The sequence below is a fragment of the Clostridium sp. genome (genome assembly GCF_036643715.1).
Classification (GTDB): domain Bacteria; phylum Bacillota; class Clostridia; order Clostridiales; family Clostridiaceae; genus Clostridium.
Window position 1 is genome coordinate 1 of the sequence record NZ_JAVXRL010000051.1, and the last position, 19,636, is coordinate 19,636.

General features: G+C 30.2%; 20 protein-coding genes and 1 other RNA gene. 1 reads left to right on the forward strand and 20 read right to left on the reverse strand.

The window, feature by feature from the left end; all coding sequences use genetic code 11:
• From rnpB to RSF37_RS12400, 7 genes are all read right to left on the reverse strand, one after another.
• An RNA gene (gene rnpB, locus RSF37_RS12370) (RNase P RNA component class A) lies at positions 1 to 211 on the reverse strand; the annotation flags it as partial.
• Between the two features lie 53 nt (positions 212 to 264).
• Complete coding sequence (locus tag RSF37_RS12375; protein ID WP_332564713.1) at positions 265 to 501, reverse strand: hypothetical protein; 237 nt, start codon at positions 499 to 501, stop codon at positions 265 to 267.
• A gap of 62 nt (positions 502 to 563) precedes the next feature.
• A complete protein-coding gene (locus RSF37_RS12380) occupies positions 564 to 1,358 on the reverse strand; it encodes a Nif3-like dinuclear metal center hexameric protein (RefSeq protein ID WP_332564714.1) in 795 nt (264 codons plus the stop codon).
• Between the two features lie 24 nt (positions 1,359 to 1,382).
• Complete coding sequence (locus tag RSF37_RS12385) at positions 1,383 to 2,078, reverse strand: tRNA (adenine(22)-N(1))-methyltransferase (RefSeq protein ID WP_332564715.1); 696 nt, start codon at positions 2,076 to 2,078, stop codon at positions 1,383 to 1,385.
• 121 nt (positions 2,079 to 2,199) lie between these two features.
• On the reverse strand, positions 2,200 to 3,333 hold the full coding sequence (rpoD, locus tag RSF37_RS12390; protein ID WP_332564730.1) for an RNA polymerase sigma factor RpoD: 1,134 nt from the start codon (positions 3,331 to 3,333) through the stop codon (positions 2,200 to 2,202).
• A 6-nt stretch (positions 3,334 to 3,339) separates the two neighbouring features.
• Positions 3,340 to 5,112 (reverse strand): DNA primase, encoded by a 1,773-nt coding sequence (gene dnaG, locus RSF37_RS12395; protein ID WP_332564716.1) that lies wholly within the window; start codon positions 5,110 to 5,112, stop codon positions 3,340 to 3,342.
• 202 nt (positions 5,113 to 5,314) lie between these two features.
• Positions 5,315 to 6,346, reverse strand: a complete 1,032-nt coding sequence (locus RSF37_RS12400) for a deoxyguanosinetriphosphate triphosphohydrolase (RefSeq protein WP_332564717.1) — start codon at positions 6,344 to 6,346, stop codon at positions 5,315 to 5,317.
• Positions 6,347 to 6,517: 171 nt separating this feature from the next.
• Here RSF37_RS12400 and RSF37_RS12405 point away from each other — a divergent pair, with 171 nt between their 5' ends.
• Positions 6,518 to 7,585 (forward strand): CotS family spore coat protein, encoded by a 1,068-nt coding sequence (locus RSF37_RS12405; RefSeq protein ID WP_332564718.1) that lies wholly within the window; start codon positions 6,518 to 6,520, stop codon positions 7,583 to 7,585.
• A 45-nt stretch (positions 7,586 to 7,630) separates the two neighbouring features.
• Here RSF37_RS12405 and ppdK read toward each other — a convergent pair whose 3' ends face one another.
• The 13 genes from ppdK to rpsU form a co-directional block, all read right to left on the reverse strand.
• The gene (gene ppdK, locus RSF37_RS12410; RefSeq protein WP_332564719.1) at positions 7,631 to 10,258 is read right to left on the reverse strand and encodes a pyruvate, phosphate dikinase; all 2,628 of its coding nucleotides are present in this window, start codon (positions 10,256 to 10,258) and stop codon (positions 7,631 to 7,633) included.
• 80 nt (positions 10,259 to 10,338) lie between these two features.
• On the reverse strand, positions 10,339 to 10,971 hold the full coding sequence (locus RSF37_RS12415) for a helix-turn-helix transcriptional regulator (RefSeq protein ID WP_332564720.1): 633 nt from the start codon (positions 10,969 to 10,971) through the stop codon (positions 10,339 to 10,341).
• Between the two features lie 205 nt (positions 10,972 to 11,176).
• Positions 11,177 to 11,803, reverse strand: coding sequence for a DUF4342 domain-containing protein (locus RSF37_RS12420; protein WP_332564721.1), 627 nt, complete (start codon positions 11,801 to 11,803; stop codon positions 11,177 to 11,179).
• A gap of 6 nt (positions 11,804 to 11,809) precedes the next feature.
• Entirely contained in the window at positions 11,810 to 12,550 is a 741-nt protein-coding gene (gene recO / locus RSF37_RS12425; protein WP_332564722.1) for a DNA repair protein RecO, read from the reverse strand.
• Positions 12,551 to 12,568: 18 nt separating this feature from the next.
• The gene (gene era / locus RSF37_RS12430) at positions 12,569 to 13,459 is read right to left on the reverse strand and encodes a GTPase Era (RefSeq protein WP_332564723.1); all 891 of its coding nucleotides are present in this window, start codon (positions 13,457 to 13,459) and stop codon (positions 12,569 to 12,571) included.
• A gap of 13 nt (positions 13,460 to 13,472) precedes the next feature.
• Positions 13,473 to 13,862, reverse strand: coding sequence for a cytidine deaminase (locus RSF37_RS12435; protein WP_442878509.1), 390 nt, complete (start codon positions 13,860 to 13,862; stop codon positions 13,473 to 13,475).
• 109 nt (positions 13,863 to 13,971) lie between these two features.
• On the reverse strand, positions 13,972 to 14,673 hold the full coding sequence (locus RSF37_RS12440; RefSeq protein ID WP_332564725.1) for a diacylglycerol kinase: 702 nt from the start codon (positions 14,671 to 14,673) through the stop codon (positions 13,972 to 13,974).
• Between the two features lie 23 nt (positions 14,674 to 14,696).
• Complete coding sequence (ybeY, locus tag RSF37_RS12445) at positions 14,697 to 15,197, reverse strand: rRNA maturation RNase YbeY (RefSeq protein ID WP_332564726.1); 501 nt, start codon at positions 15,195 to 15,197, stop codon at positions 14,697 to 14,699.
• Positions 15,198 to 15,276: 79 nt separating this feature from the next.
• The gene (locus tag RSF37_RS12450) at positions 15,277 to 17,343 is read right to left on the reverse strand and encodes an HD family phosphohydrolase (RefSeq protein ID WP_332564731.1); all 2,067 of its coding nucleotides are present in this window, start codon (positions 17,341 to 17,343) and stop codon (positions 15,277 to 15,279) included.
• 43 nt (positions 17,344 to 17,386) lie between these two features.
• A complete protein-coding gene (yqfD, locus tag RSF37_RS12455; protein ID WP_332564727.1) occupies positions 17,387 to 18,508 on the reverse strand; it encodes a sporulation protein YqfD in 1,122 nt (373 codons plus the stop codon).
• Complete coding sequence (gene yqfC, locus RSF37_RS12460) at positions 18,498 to 18,791, reverse strand: sporulation protein YqfC (RefSeq protein WP_332564728.1); 294 nt, start codon at positions 18,789 to 18,791, stop codon at positions 18,498 to 18,500. Before yqfC ends, yqfD begins: the two co-directional genes overlap by 11 nt.
• A gap of 207 nt (positions 18,792 to 18,998) precedes the next feature.
• The gene (locus tag RSF37_RS12465; RefSeq protein ID WP_332564729.1) at positions 18,999 to 19,448 is read right to left on the reverse strand and encodes a GatB/YqeY domain-containing protein; all 450 of its coding nucleotides are present in this window, start codon (positions 19,446 to 19,448) and stop codon (positions 18,999 to 19,001) included.
• A gap of 23 nt (positions 19,449 to 19,471) precedes the next feature.
• Positions 19,472 to 19,636 (reverse strand): 30S ribosomal protein S21 (gene rpsU / locus RSF37_RS12470; protein WP_332564732.1); only part of this gene is annotated, 165 nt, incomplete at its 5' end.

Genomic DNA, 19,636 nt, shown 5'->3' on the forward strand with positions numbered 1-19,636 from the left:
GTGGGGTTTACATAGCCATAATGTCTCCATTATGCTGGTGAGCTCTTACCTCGCCTTTCCATCCTTACCTAAGAAATAAATCTTAGGCGGTATATTTCTGTTGCACTATCCTTCGAGTCGCCTCGACTGGCCGTTAGCCAGCACCCTGCCCTACGGAGCTCCGACTTTCCTCTCCTAGCTCTAGGCTAGCAGCGATTGCACGTCTTACTCGCAATAACTATGTTATCATAGAATCACCTTTTTGACAAATATAAAATTTTCCATTTAGCATATAAGTTGCAATATTAAAAGTAAAAGTGCTATTATAACCATTCCTGTAAAACCAACTCCAAAGAAGATTAAAGAACAAAATATAGCTCCATATACACAACATCTAATGGGAGTGAACCACCCATTTAATCTACAGCCTCTAAAAAATCCATTTCCTAAAAAGCCTCTTCCAAAACAATTTCTAAAACCACCGAAAAAATCATTAAATCCGCCTCTATTTCTTCTACCCATAACCCCATCCTATTAAATATTATTATCATTATCTAATATATGCAGTAATTTAGAAGTTGTTACTAAATAAAAGTGTATGGATCTTCTGATTTTTCAGATTTGATAAATTCTATATTTTCAAATTCATTTTCTAGTCCTTTTAATACATTTAAAAATACTAACCATTCTGTATTAAAGTGTCCAGCATCTATTATAGAAACTCCAAGTTCTTTATAGTCTGAAGCAAAATGATATGTTGTATCACCAGTTATAATACAATCAGCGCCAAGTTTTACTGCTTCTCCAATAAAGTCTTGACCACTTCCATTTATTATAGCTATTGTAGAAACTGAATCACTACCTTTAACAACTCTTAAAGCTTTTATATTTAAAACTTTCTTTACTGTTTCAATAAGATCTATTAATTTAGTTTCATTATCTAATCTAACTATTCTCCCAAGACCTGCTTCATTAAAATTTGAAACTTTAGATTTCTCTATTATTTCATTTGATGAAAATCCAAGCATTTCAACAATAGTTTTGTTTATCCCATCTTTAGCTGAATCTAAATTCGTATGACTAGAATAAAGTGCTATATCGTTTTTTATAAGATCTATTATTTTACTTCCAATTAAATCATCAGAAATAATTCTGCTAGGTTTTCTAAATATTAAAGGATGATGAGTTATTATCATATCACAATTATTGTCTATCGCTTCACCTAATACCTCTTTAGTACAATCTAAAGCTAGAAGTACTCTATTAACTTCCTTCTCTTTAGAGCCAACCATAAGACCTACATTATCGAAATCTTCTTTAAGCACCTCAGGCGCTATATTTTCCATATAATTAATAATATTTTGAACTTTCGTACTCATACTATTCCCTCCTAATTTATAATACTATTTTAAATAATTTTCTAAATTAGTTAATACACTTATTTTTGTTTCTAATTCATTTCTTCTATCTTGTGCACTTTCAGTATCATCTTCTATAAATCCTAATATCTTTTCATACTTCTCTTTTTTATAAGCTATGTATTCTCCCATTAAAGGATGTCTATCTCTTAATAACTTAGGGCTTATTTCATAGTAAATAGGGTCTAATATAGTTTCTTCCCCTTCTTTGACTTTAACCTTAAATAATTCATAGTACTTATCTTCATCTATACATAAGTCTTCTTCAATTATTTCATACCCATTAGTATATAAATATTCTCTTAAAACTTCAGGATTTTGAGCAGGCTGAAGTATTAAAAAGTTAAATCCCTTAGCCTTCTCTTTATCACTTTCTAGTATATCTCTTATTAAGTTTCCACCCATTCCAGCAATAACGCAGCCTTCTGCTTCGTTAACTTCTACTGTGCTAAGTCCTCCACCTAATCTAGTATCTATATTTTCATCAACTTCTTCAAATATAGCATTAAGCTTTGCCTTATCTAATGGATCCCTATTTATATCTGATGCAATTGCATTTTTGCAAATTTCATTTTTAATAACATGTATAGGGATATATCCATGATCTGTTCCAATGTCTACTAATGTATCACATTTTTCTATGTGTTTTACTATTAAATCTAATCTTTTACTTAATTCCATAATCTTTCTCCTATTTCCACTGATGATTTTTTTATTATAGTTTGTCTTTAGTTTCAGTTATCTATTATATCATATATTTTTTTAAATAAAATAGCACCATTTTTATGGTGCTATTTTAAGATTAATCTAAGTAATCTTTTAGCTTCTTACTTCTTGATGGATGTCTAAGCTTTCTTAAAGCTTTCGCTTCAATCTGTCTTATTCTTTCTCTAGTAACATTAAATTCTTTTCCTACTTCTTCAAGTGTTCTAGCTCTTCCATCATCTAATCCAAATCTTAGTCTTAATACTTTTTCCTCTCTTGGAGTTAATGTATCTAAAACATTTATTAATTGTTCTTTAAGCATTGTAAATGCAGCCGCTTCCGCTGGTGCTAATGCATCGTCATCTGGAATAAAATCACCTAAGTGACTATCTTCTTCTTCACCGATTGGAGTTTCTAGTGAAACTGGCTCTTGTGCAATCTTTTGAATTTCACGAACCTTTTCTACTGGTAAGTCCATAACCTTTGATATTTCTTCTGGGAATGGATCTCTTCCAAGTTCTTGAAGTAATTGTCTTTGAACTCTTATAAGTTTATTTATAGTTTCAACCATATGAACAGGTATTCTTATAGTTCTTGCTTGGTCTGCTATAGCTCTTGTAATTGCCTGTCTTATCCACCATGTAGCATATGTTGAGAACTTGAATCCTTTTCTGTAATCAAACTTTTCAACAGCTTTTATAAGACCTAAATTACCTTCTTGTATAAGATCTAGGAAAAGCATACCTCTTCCAACATATCTTTTAGCTATACTTACAACAAGTCTAAGGTTTGCCTCTGCAAGTTTTTTCTTTGCATATTGGCTACCATTTTCTATTTTGTTTGCAAGTTCTATCTCTTCTTCAGAAGAAAGTAGTGGAACTTTACCTATTTCTTTTAAGTACATTCTAACAGGATCGTCTATTGCGATACCTTCTGGAACGCTTAAATCTAATTCTTCTTCCTCTTCTTCTTCCTTTTCAGCAGCTTGAGGTTCACCTATAACCTCTATTCCCATTGACTCTAGCACCTCATAGATTTTTTCTATTTGTTCTGGAGTTAACTCTATATTATCAATTTCATCCATTATTTCCTTGTATGTTAATGACCCGTTCTTCTTACCTCTTTCAATAAGAGTTTTAACAACCGTCATCCTTTGATTTCTGTCCTTCTTGTCTTCTTTACCTTTTACATTTGTTTTTCCTGCCATAATTTTGTTACCTCCTTCCGTCATGACCAACTAATCCCTCTCTCCCTTTTTAAGTGCATCATTAATCTTATTAAGTTCTAATGCAACTTTAATTGATTCTTCTATAAGTCCATTGTTTTCTAATTCCTTTAATTTTTTTCTAAGCACATCTACTTCTTTAGTTAACTTAAAGTTTTTTATTTGCTTTATGTAATCTAATATTAGTCTGTGTTTATCTTGCGCTTTTAAAACTTGGAATTCTTTTATTTTTACCCATTCTTTAGAAGAATCTACATCATCACAACCTGCTTCTACATGTAAGTTAATATTGTCTAAAGCATTGTCTCTACTCTCTTTAATTAGATTAAATATCTTTGCATGGGCTTTAGAGTTCAAATCATCAGACGAAATATTTTCTATAATTTCATTATAATAGTCCTCATATAGCATTAATTTTATTAATGACTTCTCAGCTTTTATATAACCAGGCTCTACATATAATTTTGTTCCAAATTCTTCCTTTTTATTCATAAAATCTTCACTTTTCGTATTTCTTGTCATAGAAATTAAGTCATATAGTGACTGTTCTTTAATTCCAGTGTCTTCTGATATACTTTTTACATATATATCCTTCTCAACTGGATTTAAGTTAGCTAGTATATCTGTAACTCTATTACCATATTCAATAAGTGAACTTTTATCTTTAAAATCTATTCCATCCTTTGCTTTTTTTAATCTGTAAGATATAAGACTTTCAGCTCTCTTTGCTAATTTTAAAAAGGCTTCTCTGCCATTACTTCTTACAAATTCATCTGGATCTTTACCTTGAGGAATTTGTAGAACTCTAACATCAAATCCGGCTTCTTTTAATATTTCAAGCCCTCTTAATGTTGCTGTTTGACCTGCAAAATCTGCGTCATATGAAATTATAACTTTATCTGCATATCTTTTTAATAACCTTGCTTGGTTAGTAGTCAGTGCTGTACCTAAAGATGCAACCACATTTGTTATTCCATATTGATGAAGTGATATTAAATCCATATATCCTTCAACAATTATAAAATATCTCTCATCATTTTTATGTTTTATAGCAAAATTTAATCCATAAAGATTTGTACCTTTTTGGAAAACTAATGTTTCTGGTGAATTTAAATATTTAGGTTTAGAATCATCTAATACTCTACCTCCAAAACCAATTACATCACCTTTGCTATTAAATACTGGGAACATTACTCTATTTCTAAATCTGTCATAAATAGTTCCCTTTTGACTTCTTAAGACAAGCCCCGCTTCAAGCATAAGGTCTTCATTAAAGCCTTTTCTCTTAAGGTGCATTCTTAAATTTTGCCAACCATCTTTTGCATAACCTAGACCAAATCTCTTTATGGTTATTTCCTTTATTCCTCTGTTTGTGAAATATTCCTTTGAAATCTTATCCCTTTGTAAATTTGAAAAAAAGTACCTTGCAGCCTCTACATTTACCTTATATAAGAGTTCTTTTTTCTTTACTACTTGACTTTCTTCTCCATTTCCAAGGTCTAATGGAATATTAGCTTTCTCTGCTAAAACCTTACAAGCTTCTATGAAGTTTAAATTTTTATTCTTCATTACGAATGTAAGAACATTTCCAGCTTCTCCACAACCAAAACATTTATATATCTGTTTGTCTTGTGAGACACTAAAGGAAGGTGACTTCTCATTATGAAATGGACAAAGCCCCATATAGTTACGACCTGCTCTTTTTAATTTTACTGTTTCTGAAATAACATCAACAATATCATTTTCTTGCTTAATTCTTTCAATAGTATCTTCTGTAATACGCAAGGAGCTTCACTCCCTCCTCAGCTTTTTTATGCAACTTATATTTTATTCGACAAATTATTCGATATTCCTTCTTTTATTTTCATATAATTTAATATTTATATTTTTTTATCCGTCTTTATTACTTATTCTTCTTAAAGATCTAAATTCCTTCTTTTTGTCGATAATTTTATATTTCCTAATTTTGTATATTTTATTCCCTATTCTAGTATATTACTAACTTCGGAACATATATTTCGTTAAACTTATTTAGACAATAATCGTCACTCATGCCAGCTATGTAATCCGCTACCCCTCGATCCACTCCTTCTTCTCTTACAATATCAGTATACAACTTTGGCATTTTATGATGATTTTTAATATAATAATTAATAACTTGTTCCAATATAAATTTAGCTTTTTCTCTCTCTTCTTTTAAAATATCTCCTAGATAAATATTTTTAAACATATATTTTCTAAGTTCTCTCATAGCTTCATCTTTTTCATCACTAAGAGAAACTTTTAAAATACCATTATCTAAATTTTTATTTGATTCTTTTATAAAATCTAGGATTAGCGTATCTATCCTTTGTGAATGTGTTTTCCCAAGAACTTTTACAATATCCTTTGGTAAATCTTCTTCATTTAAAAGTTCAGCTCTTATTGAATCATCTATATCATGATTTATATAGGCAATCTTATCCGAATACTTTACAACAATTCCCTCAAGTGTTGATGCATTATTGCTATCATTTTTTGAAAGTCCACTATGTTTTCGTATTCCATCAATAACTTCTTCTGTAAGATTTAATCCTTTCCCATCACGCTCTAGCTTTTCAACAACTCTAACGCTTTGTTCATTGTGTCTAAATCCTCCCTTTAAAAACTCATTAAGAACTTCTTCTCCATTGTGTGCAAAAGCTACATGACCTAAATCGTGACCAAGTGCAACAGCTTCAATGAGATATTCATTAAGTCCTATTCCAATTCCTATTGTTCTTGCTATTTGTGACACTTCTAAAGTATGAGTTAATCTATTTCTATAGTGATCACCTTTAGTCCTTATATAAACTTGTGTTTTATCTTTTAATCTTCTAAATGCTTTTGAGTGAATTATTCTATCTCTATCGATCATAAAACATGTTCTAACCCGTTCGTATTCTTCCTCTCTTTTCCTCCCAAGAGTACTATTTGAGTGCTTAGCCTCATCTCTTAATGTCAATACTTCAAATCTTTCAATTTTCTCCCTTATATCCATATAGTTTCACCTCATATGATTCATTCTATATTTATCTCTAAATCCCTTTAAATATTACTATAATTTATTATTTGCAAAAATTATAATTTTATTATTTAAATTTATCTTATTCTATTTCATATTTATAATTAATAGAATAATAATAAGCAATTATATAAGGAGTATGATTTTATGGCTAAAAAAAATAAGAAAATTGATGTTATAGATATTTTTTCAGAGCAAAATATTAAAGAGAATGTACTCATATATTACGGTCTAGAAAACGCAGAAGTTAACATTGTAAAATTTAAAGATACCGATAAGCAACGTGCAGTTTATAAAGTATGTTATAAAGGTAACTGCTATTGCCTTAAAAAGGTTTACTTCAATGAAGCAAATCTTTTATTTGTGTATTCTGCATTAGAATGGCTTTGGCAAAATGGCATTAAAACTCCAAAATTATTGAATTCTTTAAAAGGCGAAAAATATGTTAAATATAACAATATGTTTTTTATATTAACAATATGGATAGACGGAGTTAAATGTGATTTTGATAATATAGATCATCTTTTGACATCTTCAAGACAACTAGCTGGTATGCATTCTTGCACTAAAACATTCACACCAATTAAAGGCAGTGAAGATAGGAGAGGATTTGATGATTACTACATATCAATTTCAAAGCATTTTGATCAATTGCTAACAAATTATAATTTAGCAACTGAAATAGAAGATGCTTTTTCAACTGAGTTTATAAATAATTTTGAGGATAATTTATCTCTTGCTAAATACTCATTAACTATATCTTCTAATATAAAAAATGATGAACTATCAAACTCTCTCTGTCATGGAGATTATGTAAATAAAAATATAATAATCGATTTAGAGAAATCCATTTGGGTAATTGATTTAGATAAATGTAAGCTAGACTATTCTGCTAGAGATTTGAGCTATCTCTTAAGAAGACTTTTAAGACGTGAAACTACTTTGTTTGATGTAGACCTTACTCTTTCAATTTTAAGAGAATATAATGAAATTAGACCTTTTACCCCTTCTGACATACGTTATATAATCTCCTATATATCTTTCCCTCAAAGATTTTGGAAAATATCGCGGGATTATTACAAAAATATGCGCAAGTGTAATAAATATTCCTTTTTAACTTTATTAAAGAAATCTAATGAACAAGTATACTTCCACTTAAAATTCATTAAAGAACTCATTCCTAGAATAGAAAGTGAATATGGATTTAAATTATAAAAAAGCAGCTTAGAAATATTCTAAGCTGCTTTTTATAATTTATAATTATCTTTTATTTTTAACTTGTGCTTGAGCTGCTGCAAGTCTAGCAAGTGGAACTCTAAACGGTGAACATGATACATAATTTAAACCTATATTGTGGCAGAATTCAACTGATGAAGGATCTCCTCCATGTTCCCCACATATTCCAAGTTTAATATTAGGTCTTGTGTTCTTTCCTTTTTCTGCTGCCATTTTAACTAACTGTCCAACACCTGTTTGATCTAATTTAGCAAACGGATCTTGCTCATATATTGCACTTTCATAATATGATGTTAAGAATTTAGCAGCATCATCTCTTGAGAATCCAAAAGTCATTTGAGTTAAGTCATTTGTACCAAATGAGAAGAACTCAGCTTCCTTTGCTATACTATCAGCTGTAAGTGCTGCTCTTGGAATTTCAATCATTGTTCCTACTGAGTATTCTATTTTAGTTCCTTTTTCCTTCATTACTTCATCAGCAGTTTTTACTACTATGTCTTTAACGAATTTAAGTTCTTTAACTTCTCCAACTAGTGGAATCATTATTTCAGGGACTACATCATATCCTCTTTCAACATTAACTGCTATCGCAGCTTCTATTATCGCTCTTGTTTGCATTTCAGCAATTTCTGGATAAGTTACAGCAAGACGGCATCCTCTATGTCCCATCATTGGGTTAAATTCATGCTTTTCATCTACTGCATTTTTAATATCCTCTGCATCTACATCTAATTCTTTAGCAAGTGCTAATATATCCTCTTCTGAATGAGGTAAGAATTCATGTAGTGGTGGGTCTAGAAGTCTAATAGTTGCTGGCATTCCTCTAAGAGCTTCGTATATTCCTATAAAGTCTGCTCTTTGCATTGGTAATATTTTGCCAAGTGCCTTTCTTCTATCTTCTTCTGTCTTTGCAATAATCATTTCTCTTACTGCTAAAATTCTATCTTCAGCAAAGAACATATGCTCTGTTCTACAAAGCCCTATACCTTCTGCTCCAAATTCTACTGCTTGCTTAGCATCTCTTGGAGTATCAGCATTAGTTCTAACTTTTAATTTTCTTACACCATCTACCCATTCCATGAATGTTGCAAAGTGTCCTGTTATTTCTGGAGTAACAGTTTTAATTTTTTCTCCATATATATTTCCTGATGTACCATCTATTGAAATAAAATCATTATCTTTATATACTTTTCCATCAACTTCTAAAGTTTTTGCTTCTTCGTTAACTTTAAGTGCACCACATCCAGCAACACAGCAAGTTCCCATTCCTCTAGCTACAACAGCTGCATGTGAAGTCATACCACCTCTAACAGTTAAAATACCTTCTGCTGCTATCATGCCTTCAATATCTTCTGGTGATGTTTCAAGTCTAACTAAAACAACGTTTTCCCCTTTAGCTGCTCTATCTTTAGCTTCTTCTGCAGTAAATGCTATTTTACCACATGCAGCTCCTGGTGAAGCTGGAAGTCCTTTAGCTATTGGCGTTGCTTTCTTTAAATCAACATCATAGAAAGCTGGATGAAGCAATGTATCTAATTGCTTTGGTTCAACCTTTAGTATAGCTTGCTCTTTATTAAGCATACCTTCTTCAACTAAATCAACTGCAATCTTTAAAGCAGCTTGTGCTGTTCTCTTACCATTTCTTGTTTGAAGGAAGTATAACTTACCTTCCTCTATAGTAATCTCCATATCTTGCATGTCTTTATAGTGATCTTCAAGTGTATTTACTATGTCAATGAACTGTTTATAAATTTCTGGATTTTGTTCTTCTAATTTCTTTATTGGTAATGGTGTTCTAATTCCAGCAACAACATCTTCACCTTGCGCATTCATTAAATACTCTCCATATATTTCTTTTTCTCCATTTGCAGGATTTCTTGAGAATACAACTCCTGTTCCTGAAGTTTCACCTTTATTACCAAATACCATTTCTTGAATATTTACAGCAGTTCCCCATTCACCTGGAATATCATTTAATCTTCTATATACTATAGCTCTTGGATTATTCCATGATCTAAATACAGCTGTAACTGATTCTATTAATTGAACCTTAGGATCTTGTGGGAATTCTTCTCCCTTTTCCTTCTTGTATATAACTTTATATTGTGTAACCAATTCCTTTAAGTCGTCTGCAGTTAAATCTGTATCAAATTCAACTCCTTTAACTTCTTTAATTTCTTCTATTTTATTTTCGAATAGTCTCTTTTCTATACCCATAACTACATCTGAAAACATTTGGATAAATCTTCTATAAGAATCATATGCAAATCTTGGATTATTTGTTAGATCTGCCATAGCTTCTACAGCTACATCATTAAGACCTAAGTTTAATATTGTATCCATCATACCTGGCATTGAAACTCTTGCTCCTGATCTTACTGAAACAAGTAATGGATTTTCTGTACTTCCAAATTCTTTGCCTGTTTCTTTTTCAAGCTCCTTCATTGCATTTTCAATCTCTTCAATTACTGAAGGCCCGATAATTTTACCATCCTCATAATACTTATTACAAGCCTCTGTTGTAACTGTAAACCCTTGTGGTACTGGAACACCTAATATAGACATTTCTGCTAGATTGGCCCCTTTACCACCTAAAAGATTTTTCATTGATGCATTCCCTTCTTTAAAAAGGTAAACGTACTTTTTCTCCATCTCAATACTCCTCCGTTCAATACTAATGTTATATATACTAGCGGAACTTTCAATTTGCTCCGTAGTTCACTTAATAAAAATTATTTATTCTGTCCTAATTTGACAAATAACTTTGTAACGTTAGTTTTTGATACCTTACCCACTATTTTGTATTGTTCCCTATTTTCTACCATAATTTTCTCTACTATTGGAATACTATCGATTTCATGCTCTATTATTTTTGTTGCAATATCATAAGCTGGATCTTCTACAGTTCCACATACAATATTTGGCATTCTTGTCATTATTACTCCAACAGGAACTTGATGAATGTCAGTTCCTCCAATTGCTATCTTTAAAAAATCTTTTCTTGATACTGCCCCTGTCAAAAGACCATCATTTTCAACAAATATAGTACCAACATCATTTAGGAATAAGTATACGATTGCATCATACACTGTTGTACTTTCATTTATTATGGATGGTTTTGACATAATATCTGAAACTTTTATTTCACTTATGTACTCATGTACTAAGCTACTCTTTGGTTTGTTTGAATAAACATACCCAACTTTTGGTCTTGCATCTAATGTTCCAAGCATTGTTAAAATTGCAAGATCTGCTCTAAGTGCAGCTCTAGTTACTCCAAGCTTTACAGCTAATGCTTCACTAGTTACAGGCTGTCCTTCTTTAACTAATCTAATTATTTCTTCTTGTCTAGCTGACAGTTTCAAAATTATCCCTCTTTCCAATATAAAAAAGGAATATTCAGATATAAATGATTTATTTGTAAATTTTTTAAATCATATACTAATTATACCATGTAATTATTATTTGACTATACTAAATTTTCTGAAAAATCAAACAAATCCACCGAATATTCCCATTCTATTCTATTTATCTTTTTAATCCCTCTGTTTTTCTCCCGTTTTCTTCCATTTATTCCTTATCTTCGAAATTAACAGTGTATGTATATACTGTATCATCTCCTGCGTATACTTTTGGTTTATTTGATTTCTTATTTTTTAAATCATTTTTTGTGCTGTTAAATTTGTCTTTAACTATATCTGCAAACTCAGATGCTTTACCCTTAGCTTCTGATGCAGCTTTTTCTACATACTTATTTACAATTTCAACGGAACCATCACATCTTGTAATTTCTATTGTTATTTTAGTTGCTACTGCAGCAATAACCCCAAAAGCTAATATTGGTGGAATTACAACAGCAATAACAGCCGCTGCTATACCTGCATTAACTGGTACATCAACTAAAACAGAATCATCTTTTTTTACTTTTATTCTGCTTATGTTACCTTTTTCTACAGTATCCTTAATCCAACTTTTAAGTTCATCTACAGTTTCACTTTTTTCATTTGCTTCTTCATAACTTGATTTCGCATTCCTATTTTGTTCTTCTGCAAATGGTACTACAACATTATTCTCTATGTATATAAGTGCTTCTAGTACATTTCCATTATTAATAGTTAATGCTTCTTTAGCTATTTCATAGCTAACTCCAGTTCTTTCTCTTACTTGATCTACCATTTCTAGTGTAATATCCTTCATAAATTATCACTCCTTTAAGTAATTTAACATTTCTAAGCTTTTAGGCTTCTTTGCATAATTCGATGAAATTATAAATGTAGTAACTCTTTCTATTTCCTTCTTTATCTCTTTAGAAAGATTTAGCATATATATCTTTTCTAAATTAGTATTCGTTAAAAACTTAAGTGCATTATAAGCTCCTTTAGATATATGTAACCCATGTGTTTTAGAACATTCATCACATACACCTCCAAAACTTGATAAACTAATATAATTTGAAACACCTATCTTCTTTTTACAACTTACACATTTATCAAGTAACAAACCATATCCTGTAGCTTTTAAAAGTCTTAATTCAAAGGCTCTTATAAGCATTTCATAATCAATTGCATCTGTATTTAGAAGATATAATGTTGTTATAAAATCTTTATATAAAGCTTTATTAGTCTCTCCATCTACAAGTGCTATGTCAATTAATTCGCAAAGATATGATGAGTATGTAAGCTTATCTAGATTTCCCATAAGACCTTGAAATGAATTTATTATTTTTCCTTCTTGAAGATTAAATAAATTTTTACCTTTAAAGACCATATAATCTCCATAACAGAGGGGAAGAGTTATAGCAAAAAGTTTACTTTTATTTTTCTTTGCTCCTCTTCCAATCACTGTTATTTTTCCAAGTTGTTCTGTAAATAACCAAATAAGTTTATCATTTTCTTTGTAATCATGGGTTTTAATTATTACTCCACTTGTCTTAATTAATGACAATTAAATCAGCCCCCAAAACTACTTCATTTTCTTATATCCTAATTCCTTAAGTAAGTTTTGATTATCTCTCCACTCTTTTCTAACTTTTACCCATATTTTAATATTTACCTTACTTCTTAAAAATCTTTCTAACTCATATCTTGAAGTTTCTCCGATTTTTTTAAGAGTTTGACCATTTTTACCTATTATTATTCCTTTATGTGAATCTTTTTCACATATTAAGTCAACTTCAATATGGTAAGTTCCATTTTCTTTTTGTTTCATTTGTATAACATCAACAGCAATTCCGTGTGGAACTTCGTCTCTTAATGTTCTAAGTGCTTTTTCTCTTACTATTTCAGATACAACAAATCTTTCTTGAACATCTGTTATCATATCTTCTGGATAGTATTTTGGTCCTTCTGGTAATTCTTTAACCATAAGATCTAAAAGTTTATCTACATTTTTACCTTTTATAGCTGCTATAGGAACTATCTCTTTAAAATCAAATTCCTTTGAAAAATCTGCTAAACTTTTAGCAACTGTTTCTTGAGTAAATTCATCTATTTTATTTAAAACTAAGAAAACTGGTGTTTTCTTTCCTCTTAATGTTTCTAATATAAATTTATCTCCTCTTCCTATCTCTTCACCTGGATTAGTTAAGAAAAGTACAAGGTCAACATCCTTTGTTGAATCCTTTGCTGCATTTACCATATATTCTCCAAGCTTATGCTTTGGCTTATGAATACCTGGTGTATCAACGAATACCATTTGATAGTCATCTGTTGTTAATATTGTTTGAATGTTATTTCTTGTTGTTTGAGGTTTATTTGAAACTATTGAAAGTTTTTCACCCATAATATAATTCATAAGTGTTGACTTTCCAACGTTTGGTCTTCCTACTATTGATACAAATCCTGATTTAAACATTTTTCCTCCTAAATTACTCTAGATCCTTCTTTGTGAATGATCCTGGCATTATTTCTTCTAAAGTTTTTTCTATAAAATCATTTTCATTTTTAACTATATAAATTTTTATATTTTCATCCTCTGCAAACTCAGTAATAACCTGTCTGCATATACCACATGGATAAGTGTAACTATTAGTATCTCCAATTAATGCAATTTCCTTAAGTACCCTATTTCCATTAGATACTCCATTAAATATAGCTGTACGCTCTGCACAATTTGTAGCACCATATGATGCATTTTCTATATTACACCCTGTATAAATATTTCCATCTTCAAAAAGAACTGCAGCGCCCACTTTAAAGTTTGAATACGGACAATATGCCTTTTCTCTCACCTTAATTGCTTCTTGTATTAATTTCATGTTTGCCATATTACATCCCTCATTTCAAATATTGTATATTCTAATACTTATTGTGTGCTATTTATTATATCACTAATACTTAATTAAAAAAAGTTATTATAATAAAGCTTTACAGTTTAAACACAGTAAATATTAGAAGTGTAATTAAAATACCAAATAAAGCGCCAACTATAACTTCAAATGTAGAGTGAACTTCCGAGTCTACTCTACTTTGAGCAGTTATAAGCGCCATTAAAAAACTTAGCATAATGCATACTGGTTCTTCTGTTATTAGAGATATTGCAGTTGCAATTGAAAAGGATAGTGCACTATGACCACTTGGCATTCCGCCTTTTAGTGGAGTACCTTCACCAAATATCGCTTTCGTTATTACTGTTGCAATACATACAATTACAAGCACAATAAATATAGTATAAGGATGAGACCCTTTTATTTTATTTAAAAGTATAAGGGATATTGAAGATAGTTTATCCCAAAATATTATATACCCTACACATACAGCATTTATTGCAGTTAATAAAACTGCTCCAGCAGCTACGTTTTTAGCTATTTTAGCTAGAGGATGATAATAGTTAGTTGTCATATCAACTGTTGCCTCTATAGCTGTATTTAAGAGTTCTGCACCAATTACCATAGTTATAGTTACTGCAAGTATTAAAAATTCTTCTTTTGATACATCAAACAATAAACACGCCATCAATATAAATAAGGTTATTATCATATGTATTCTCATATTTCTTTGAGTTCTAACAGTGTATATTATTCCATCTATCGCATGATTAAAGCTATCAACCATCTTTTTCAATCTCATTTTAATCACCCTTTTTTAGTAAATTATCTTCTTATTTCTAATTTATTTAAGATTTCTTCTTCTCTTTCTCTCATAACTTTTTTATCTTCATCTTCCATATGATCATATCCTAATAAATGTAAAACCGAATGTACTACTAAATATGAAGCTTCCCTTGTGAATGAATGATTATATTCTTCACTTTGTTCAAGCGCTCTTTCAAGTGATAATACAATATCTCCTAAAACTAATTCATCTCCATCCATGAAAGTCTCATTAAATATTTTATCCTTATACATCTCTTTAAATACTTTCTTATCTTCATAATCAAGCATAGGAAATGATAATACATCCGTCGCTCTATCTATACCTCTAGTTTCTGCATTAATTCCTCTTATATCTTCATTATCAACAAATAGCATTGAAATTTCAGCTGAAACTGTAACTTCCTCTTCTTTAAGCGCAAAGTTAATTACTTCTTCTAATTTATTAGTAAACTCTTCATCTATTTTTATTTTATCTTGTCTGTCATCTAAGTATATCATTTTAACTCTCCTTCTCATATTATGCATTTTATTTATTATAGAAATATAGGGGAAGCTTAGTAAACTTCCCCCATCTCACTTAACTATTTTTAACTTTTTTCTCTGTCGGATATTCTATCCTTTGATGATAAATACCGTTTAATGTCTTTAAGAAACATTTCCTTATCTTCTCTAAGTCTTTAAGTGTTAAATCGCAGTTATCGAGTTGACCTGAATAAAGCTTATCTTTTATTATATTGTTTACCATTTCCTCTATCTTACCTTTAGTAGGTTCAGATATAGACCTTACAGCAGCTTCAACACTATCTGATAACATTATTATTCCAGCTTCTTTGCTACTTGGAATCGGTCCTGGATATTTAAAATCTTCTTCTTTTACGTCCTCTGGATTTTCTGCATTATTTTTCATTGTATAGTAAAAATATTTAACAAGTGTAGTTCCATGATGCTGTTCTATTATATCTTTAATTACATCTGGCAAATTATATTCTTTAGCAAGTTCTACCCCATCTTTAACATGAGATATTATAATTAAAGTACTAAGATTTGCATTTATTTTATCGTGAGGGTTTTCTTTACCTATTTGGTTCTCACCAAAGAAGTAAGGTCTCTTTGTTTTACCAACATCGTGGAAGTACGCTCCAACTCTTGCGATAACAGGGTTTGCATTTACTTCTTCAGCTGCCATTTCAGCTAAATTTGCAACAAGCATGCTGTGGTGATAAGTTCCTGGTGCTTCCATTAAAAGTTTTTTAAGCAATGGGTTATTTGGATTTGATAATTCTAACAATTTAAGAGTTGTTACTACGTCAAATGTTGATTCTAAAAATGGTAACAACCCTATTGTAAGCACTGATGAGAATGCTACTCCAACTGCTGCAAGTAAACTAAACATAATTACTTCGCTAAAGTTATTTGAAATAAGAACTCCAGTCGTAAATGTTAGCACCGCGCTCATAAACATGAGCGAAATTGAAGAGTAGAATATATCATTTCTTTGTTGCATCTTCCTAAGCCCTGTAGCTCCAAGTATTGCACTTAGTATCCCAAGTAATATTATTTGTGGATTAAAATTAACAAGAGCTGCAATTATTATTACATTAATACTGCATACAACCATTGAAATTCTATAATCTATAAGAAGTGCAATTAGCATAGGGGCACAAGCAAGTGGAATTGCAGATGGATATATACCACCAATAACTCTCGCTAGTACAAAACTAAATATGTTTATAATATTTATAAGTATAATTAACTTAGTATTTTTAAATACTTCTTTATGATTTTTTGCAATATAAATATATTGTGTAAAGAAAATCACTATTACAAATACTGCAAGTACAAGATACAATATTACAAAGCTAGTTCCACCACTTTGATCTAGAAGCCCTAAATCTTCAAGTACAGCTATTTGCTCTGCTGTTATTGGTTCTCCTTCACTTACTATAGTTTGATTCTTTTTAACAATTACTTTTGGAACATTTTTTTGTACTTCTTTTATAAGTTCATCTGTTTTTTCTTTATCATAAAAGAAATTTGGCTTTATTTCTGGTATTACAATCTTTTTCAAAACATTTTTAACACCAATTGAAACATCCATTTCATTTATTCTCTTTTGTGCTAGCTTTTCTGCTGATGCAATACTTTCATCATTACCATATTCTATGTTTTTTTGATATACTTCATTTATTATTCCATTTACTTCAAATTTAATATCATTTAACTTTTCTTGAGGTAATTTTAATAATATACTATAATCTTCATCACTTAAATTTTTGTTGTTTAATTTATTTAGTTCTTTTAGCTTTTCCTTTTCATCCTCTAAGGTTGTATTTAAATTAATAACTTTTTTCAATACATTATCAACATTAGTTAAAGCTTCATTTTGGACTTCGCCTTTTAAAGTATATGGCTTATCAATTTTTTCTGTCGCCTCTTTAATCCTCTCTTGGGTTGCAACTTCGTTTACAGTGTCTCTAGGAGCCTTTATATCCACTCTTGCAATATCCCCTTCAGCTAAGTCGTACTGTTTAGGTGCAACTGCTGTAACAAGCAATACATATGTTATAATTATAGTTATCAAATTTACTAAAAACCTTATATACTTTTCTTTAGGCTTAATGTTAATCTTCTCTCTTCTTAATATCAAGTTTACCACCTTCTTATCAACTAATATATAGCATTATTGTTTATGATGATATATCTTCTTCCACTGCAAATTGAGCAATAATTTTTATCTTTCCATCACCAACATCTTGAACATCATACTCTCTACCTACAATTTTAGCTTCATTAGTTAAATCCTTTATAAGGAACTCTTCAAGTTTTTTAAGTGATTCTTTTACTACTTCATCTTTGTTTAACTGTATATCCTTTTCTTTCTTTTCGTAATAAGTAACAGATTGCAATATTCCATCGTTATCTTCTATTTTATCATAACTTTCAAATGAATTTGTAGCCTTTTTCAAGTAAATTTTCTTTCCTTTTAAATTTATATAAATATCTGATGTTTTTTCACCTGTTTTCTCCATTACTTTACCACTAACTTGAATATCTAAAGTTCTTTCATAAAAAACATTTGCAATGACACTTCCACTTGGATTAACTTCAAAACTTTGCTCACCAGTTCCTTCATATGGATAAATTAAAGTGTCACCTCTCTTAACCATTTGACCAGGTATTACAGCAGGTGTTCCAAAGTCTGAGTATATCCTTTTAACTTCACCATCTTTTGATGCTACTATATCCCCTTGTTTAAAATTAATAAGCTCAGGTGGATTTACTTTCTCCTCAATTATTACTTTTAAACTTGAACCTTCCATTCTAGCCCTAACCCATAGTATTTCAGGACTATAATCTTCAAGCTTCTTTTCTAGTTCATATACATTAATATCCTTCTTTTTAAGCCCTTGTCTGATTCCAAATTCACTTAAGTACTTTCTAACATCATAGGGAGACACATGTTTCTCCGTTTGAATATCTATAGCCCATATTCTAGTTGATAACAAAAATACTATACCTATAAACATAAAAAATCCAATAACAAAGGACATTCTTTTCTTAAGTTTTAATAATTTAAACCTTTGTCCTCTCTTTTTTGTTATTTTAACCTTACCTTTTGATCTTTTAACAATCTTTTTAGTATCCTCATAATCATCTAAAAATATATCAACGGTTATCGTAACAGCATTTATTTTTCTTATGTTATCTGCTCGTATATTATTTTTCCATAAGCTATTTAATATTTGTTCTGTATTCATACTGCTTATTTCTAGGGTTACTATCGCTAACTTTCTGTAATCAAAGTTCATTTTTCTTATCCTCATAATCAATTGCTTTAAATTGTCCTGAAACTACAATAGTTTCTTCTGCAATATATAGAATTTCGAAACTTCTTCCAACTATTTTAACACATCCACATTTTGTATTTACTTTAATACATTCATTGTCAAAACATTCTATTCCATTATGATTTTCTATAAGTATTTCTTCGTTGCCTAATACCGTTATTCTAGGCAAATTACTTACTAAATCTTTTGGCAGATCTAATTTTTCTATTAATTCACTTCGCTTATTGAATAAATTTTCTCTCATTCTAATACTCTCCTAATATTATTTCTATCATTGTAATTTATGATTTTTATATCGTTTTAATTCCTTTTAGAGTAAATTACATAGAAAGTAATTATTAAATTTAATATTATAACAGTATTTAAAACAAAAAAGGATAAGCTACTAGAGCTTATCCTTTTTAAAATAACAAAGAGACTCAGAGTATGAGTCTCTCTTGTTATTTATTATTTAATTATTATTTAAATAATTTTTTACTAATTGACTTACAAGCTTGCCATCAGCTTTACCTAGTGTCTTTGGTCTAACTAATGCCATAACTTTTCCCATGTCTTTCATGCTACTTGCACCCGCTGTTATAGCTGATTCCTTAACGATTTCTAAGATTTCTTCTTCGCTTAATTGCTGAGGAAGGTAATTTAGCAAGATAGCTATTTCAGCATTAGCTTCATCAACTAAATCTTGTCTCTTACCTTTTTCAAACTCAAGCACAGCTTCTCTTCTTTGCTTGACTTCTTTAGCTAATATTTCAATTACTTTTGCATCGTCAACATTTTCACCGTTCTTTTCAGCCAGTAAAACTGAAGCTTTTGCAGTACTTAATACACTAGCCTTAAACTTGTCTTTTGCCTTTAAAGCAGTTTTCCAATCTTCTTGAAGTCTCTCTTTAATTGTTGGCATTACATATACCTTCTTTCAAAATGCTACTTGAACTTTCTCTTTCTAGCAGCTTCTGATTTCTTTTTCTTCTTTACGCTTGGCTTTTCGTAGTGCTCTCTCTTCCTTACCTCTGAAAGAACTCCAGCTCTTGCGCATTTTCTTTTAAATCTTCTTAACGCACTTTCAAGTGTTTCGTTTTCTCCAACTTT

Coding starts and splice junctions, on each gene's coding strand:
- RSF37_RS12385 (WP_332564715.1), bottom strand. CDS start 2,078: ATGGAATTAAGTAAAAGATTAGATTTAATAGTAAAACACATAGAAAAA.
- RSF37_RS12400 (WP_332564717.1), bottom strand. CDS start 6,346: ATGGATATAAGGGAGAAAATTGAAAGATTTGAAGTATTGACATTAAGA.
- ppdK (WP_332564719.1), bottom strand. CDS start 10,258: ATGGAGAAAAAGTACGTTTACCTTTTTAAAGAAGGGAATGCATCAATG.
- ybeY (WP_332564726.1), bottom strand. CDS start 15,197: ATGATATACTTAGATGACAGACAAGATAAAATAAAAATAGATGAAGAG.
- RSF37_RS12435 (WP_442878509.1), bottom strand. CDS start 13,862: ATGAAATTAATACAAGAAGCAATTAAGGTGAGAGAAAAGGCATATTGT.
- RSF37_RS12440 (WP_332564725.1), bottom strand. CDS start 14,673: ATGAGATTGAAAAAGATGGTTGATAGCTTTAATCATGCGATAGATGGA.
- era (WP_332564723.1), bottom strand. CDS start 13,459: ATGTTTAAATCAGGATTTGTATCAATAGTAGGAAGACCAAACGTTGGA.
- RSF37_RS12375 (WP_332564713.1), bottom strand. CDS start 501: ATGGGTAGAAGAAATAGAGGCGGATTTAATGATTTTTTCGGTGGTTTT.
- RSF37_RS12380 (WP_332564714.1), bottom strand. CDS start 1,358: ATGAGTACGAAAGTTCAAAATATTATTAATTATATGGAAAATATAGCG.
- RSF37_RS12420 (WP_332564721.1), bottom strand. CDS start 11,803: ATGAAGGATATTACACTAGAAATGGTAGATCAAGTAAGAGAAAGAACT.
- yqfC (WP_332564728.1), bottom strand. CDS start 18,791: ATGAGAGAAAATTTATTCAATAAGCGAAGTGAATTAATAGAAAAATTA.
- rpoD (WP_332564730.1), bottom strand. CDS start 3,333: ATGACGGAAGGAGGTAACAAAATTATGGCAGGAAAAACAAATGTAAAA.
- RSF37_RS12465 (WP_332564729.1), bottom strand. CDS start 19,448: ATGCCAACAATTAAAGAGAGACTTCAAGAAGATTGGAAAACTGCTTTA.
- yqfD (WP_332564727.1), bottom strand. CDS start 18,508: ATGAACTTTGATTACAGAAAGTTAGCGATAGTAACCCTAGAAATAAGC.
- RSF37_RS12405 (WP_332564718.1), top strand. CDS start 6,518: ATGGCTAAAAAAAATAAGAAAATTGATGTTATAGATATTTTTTCAGAG.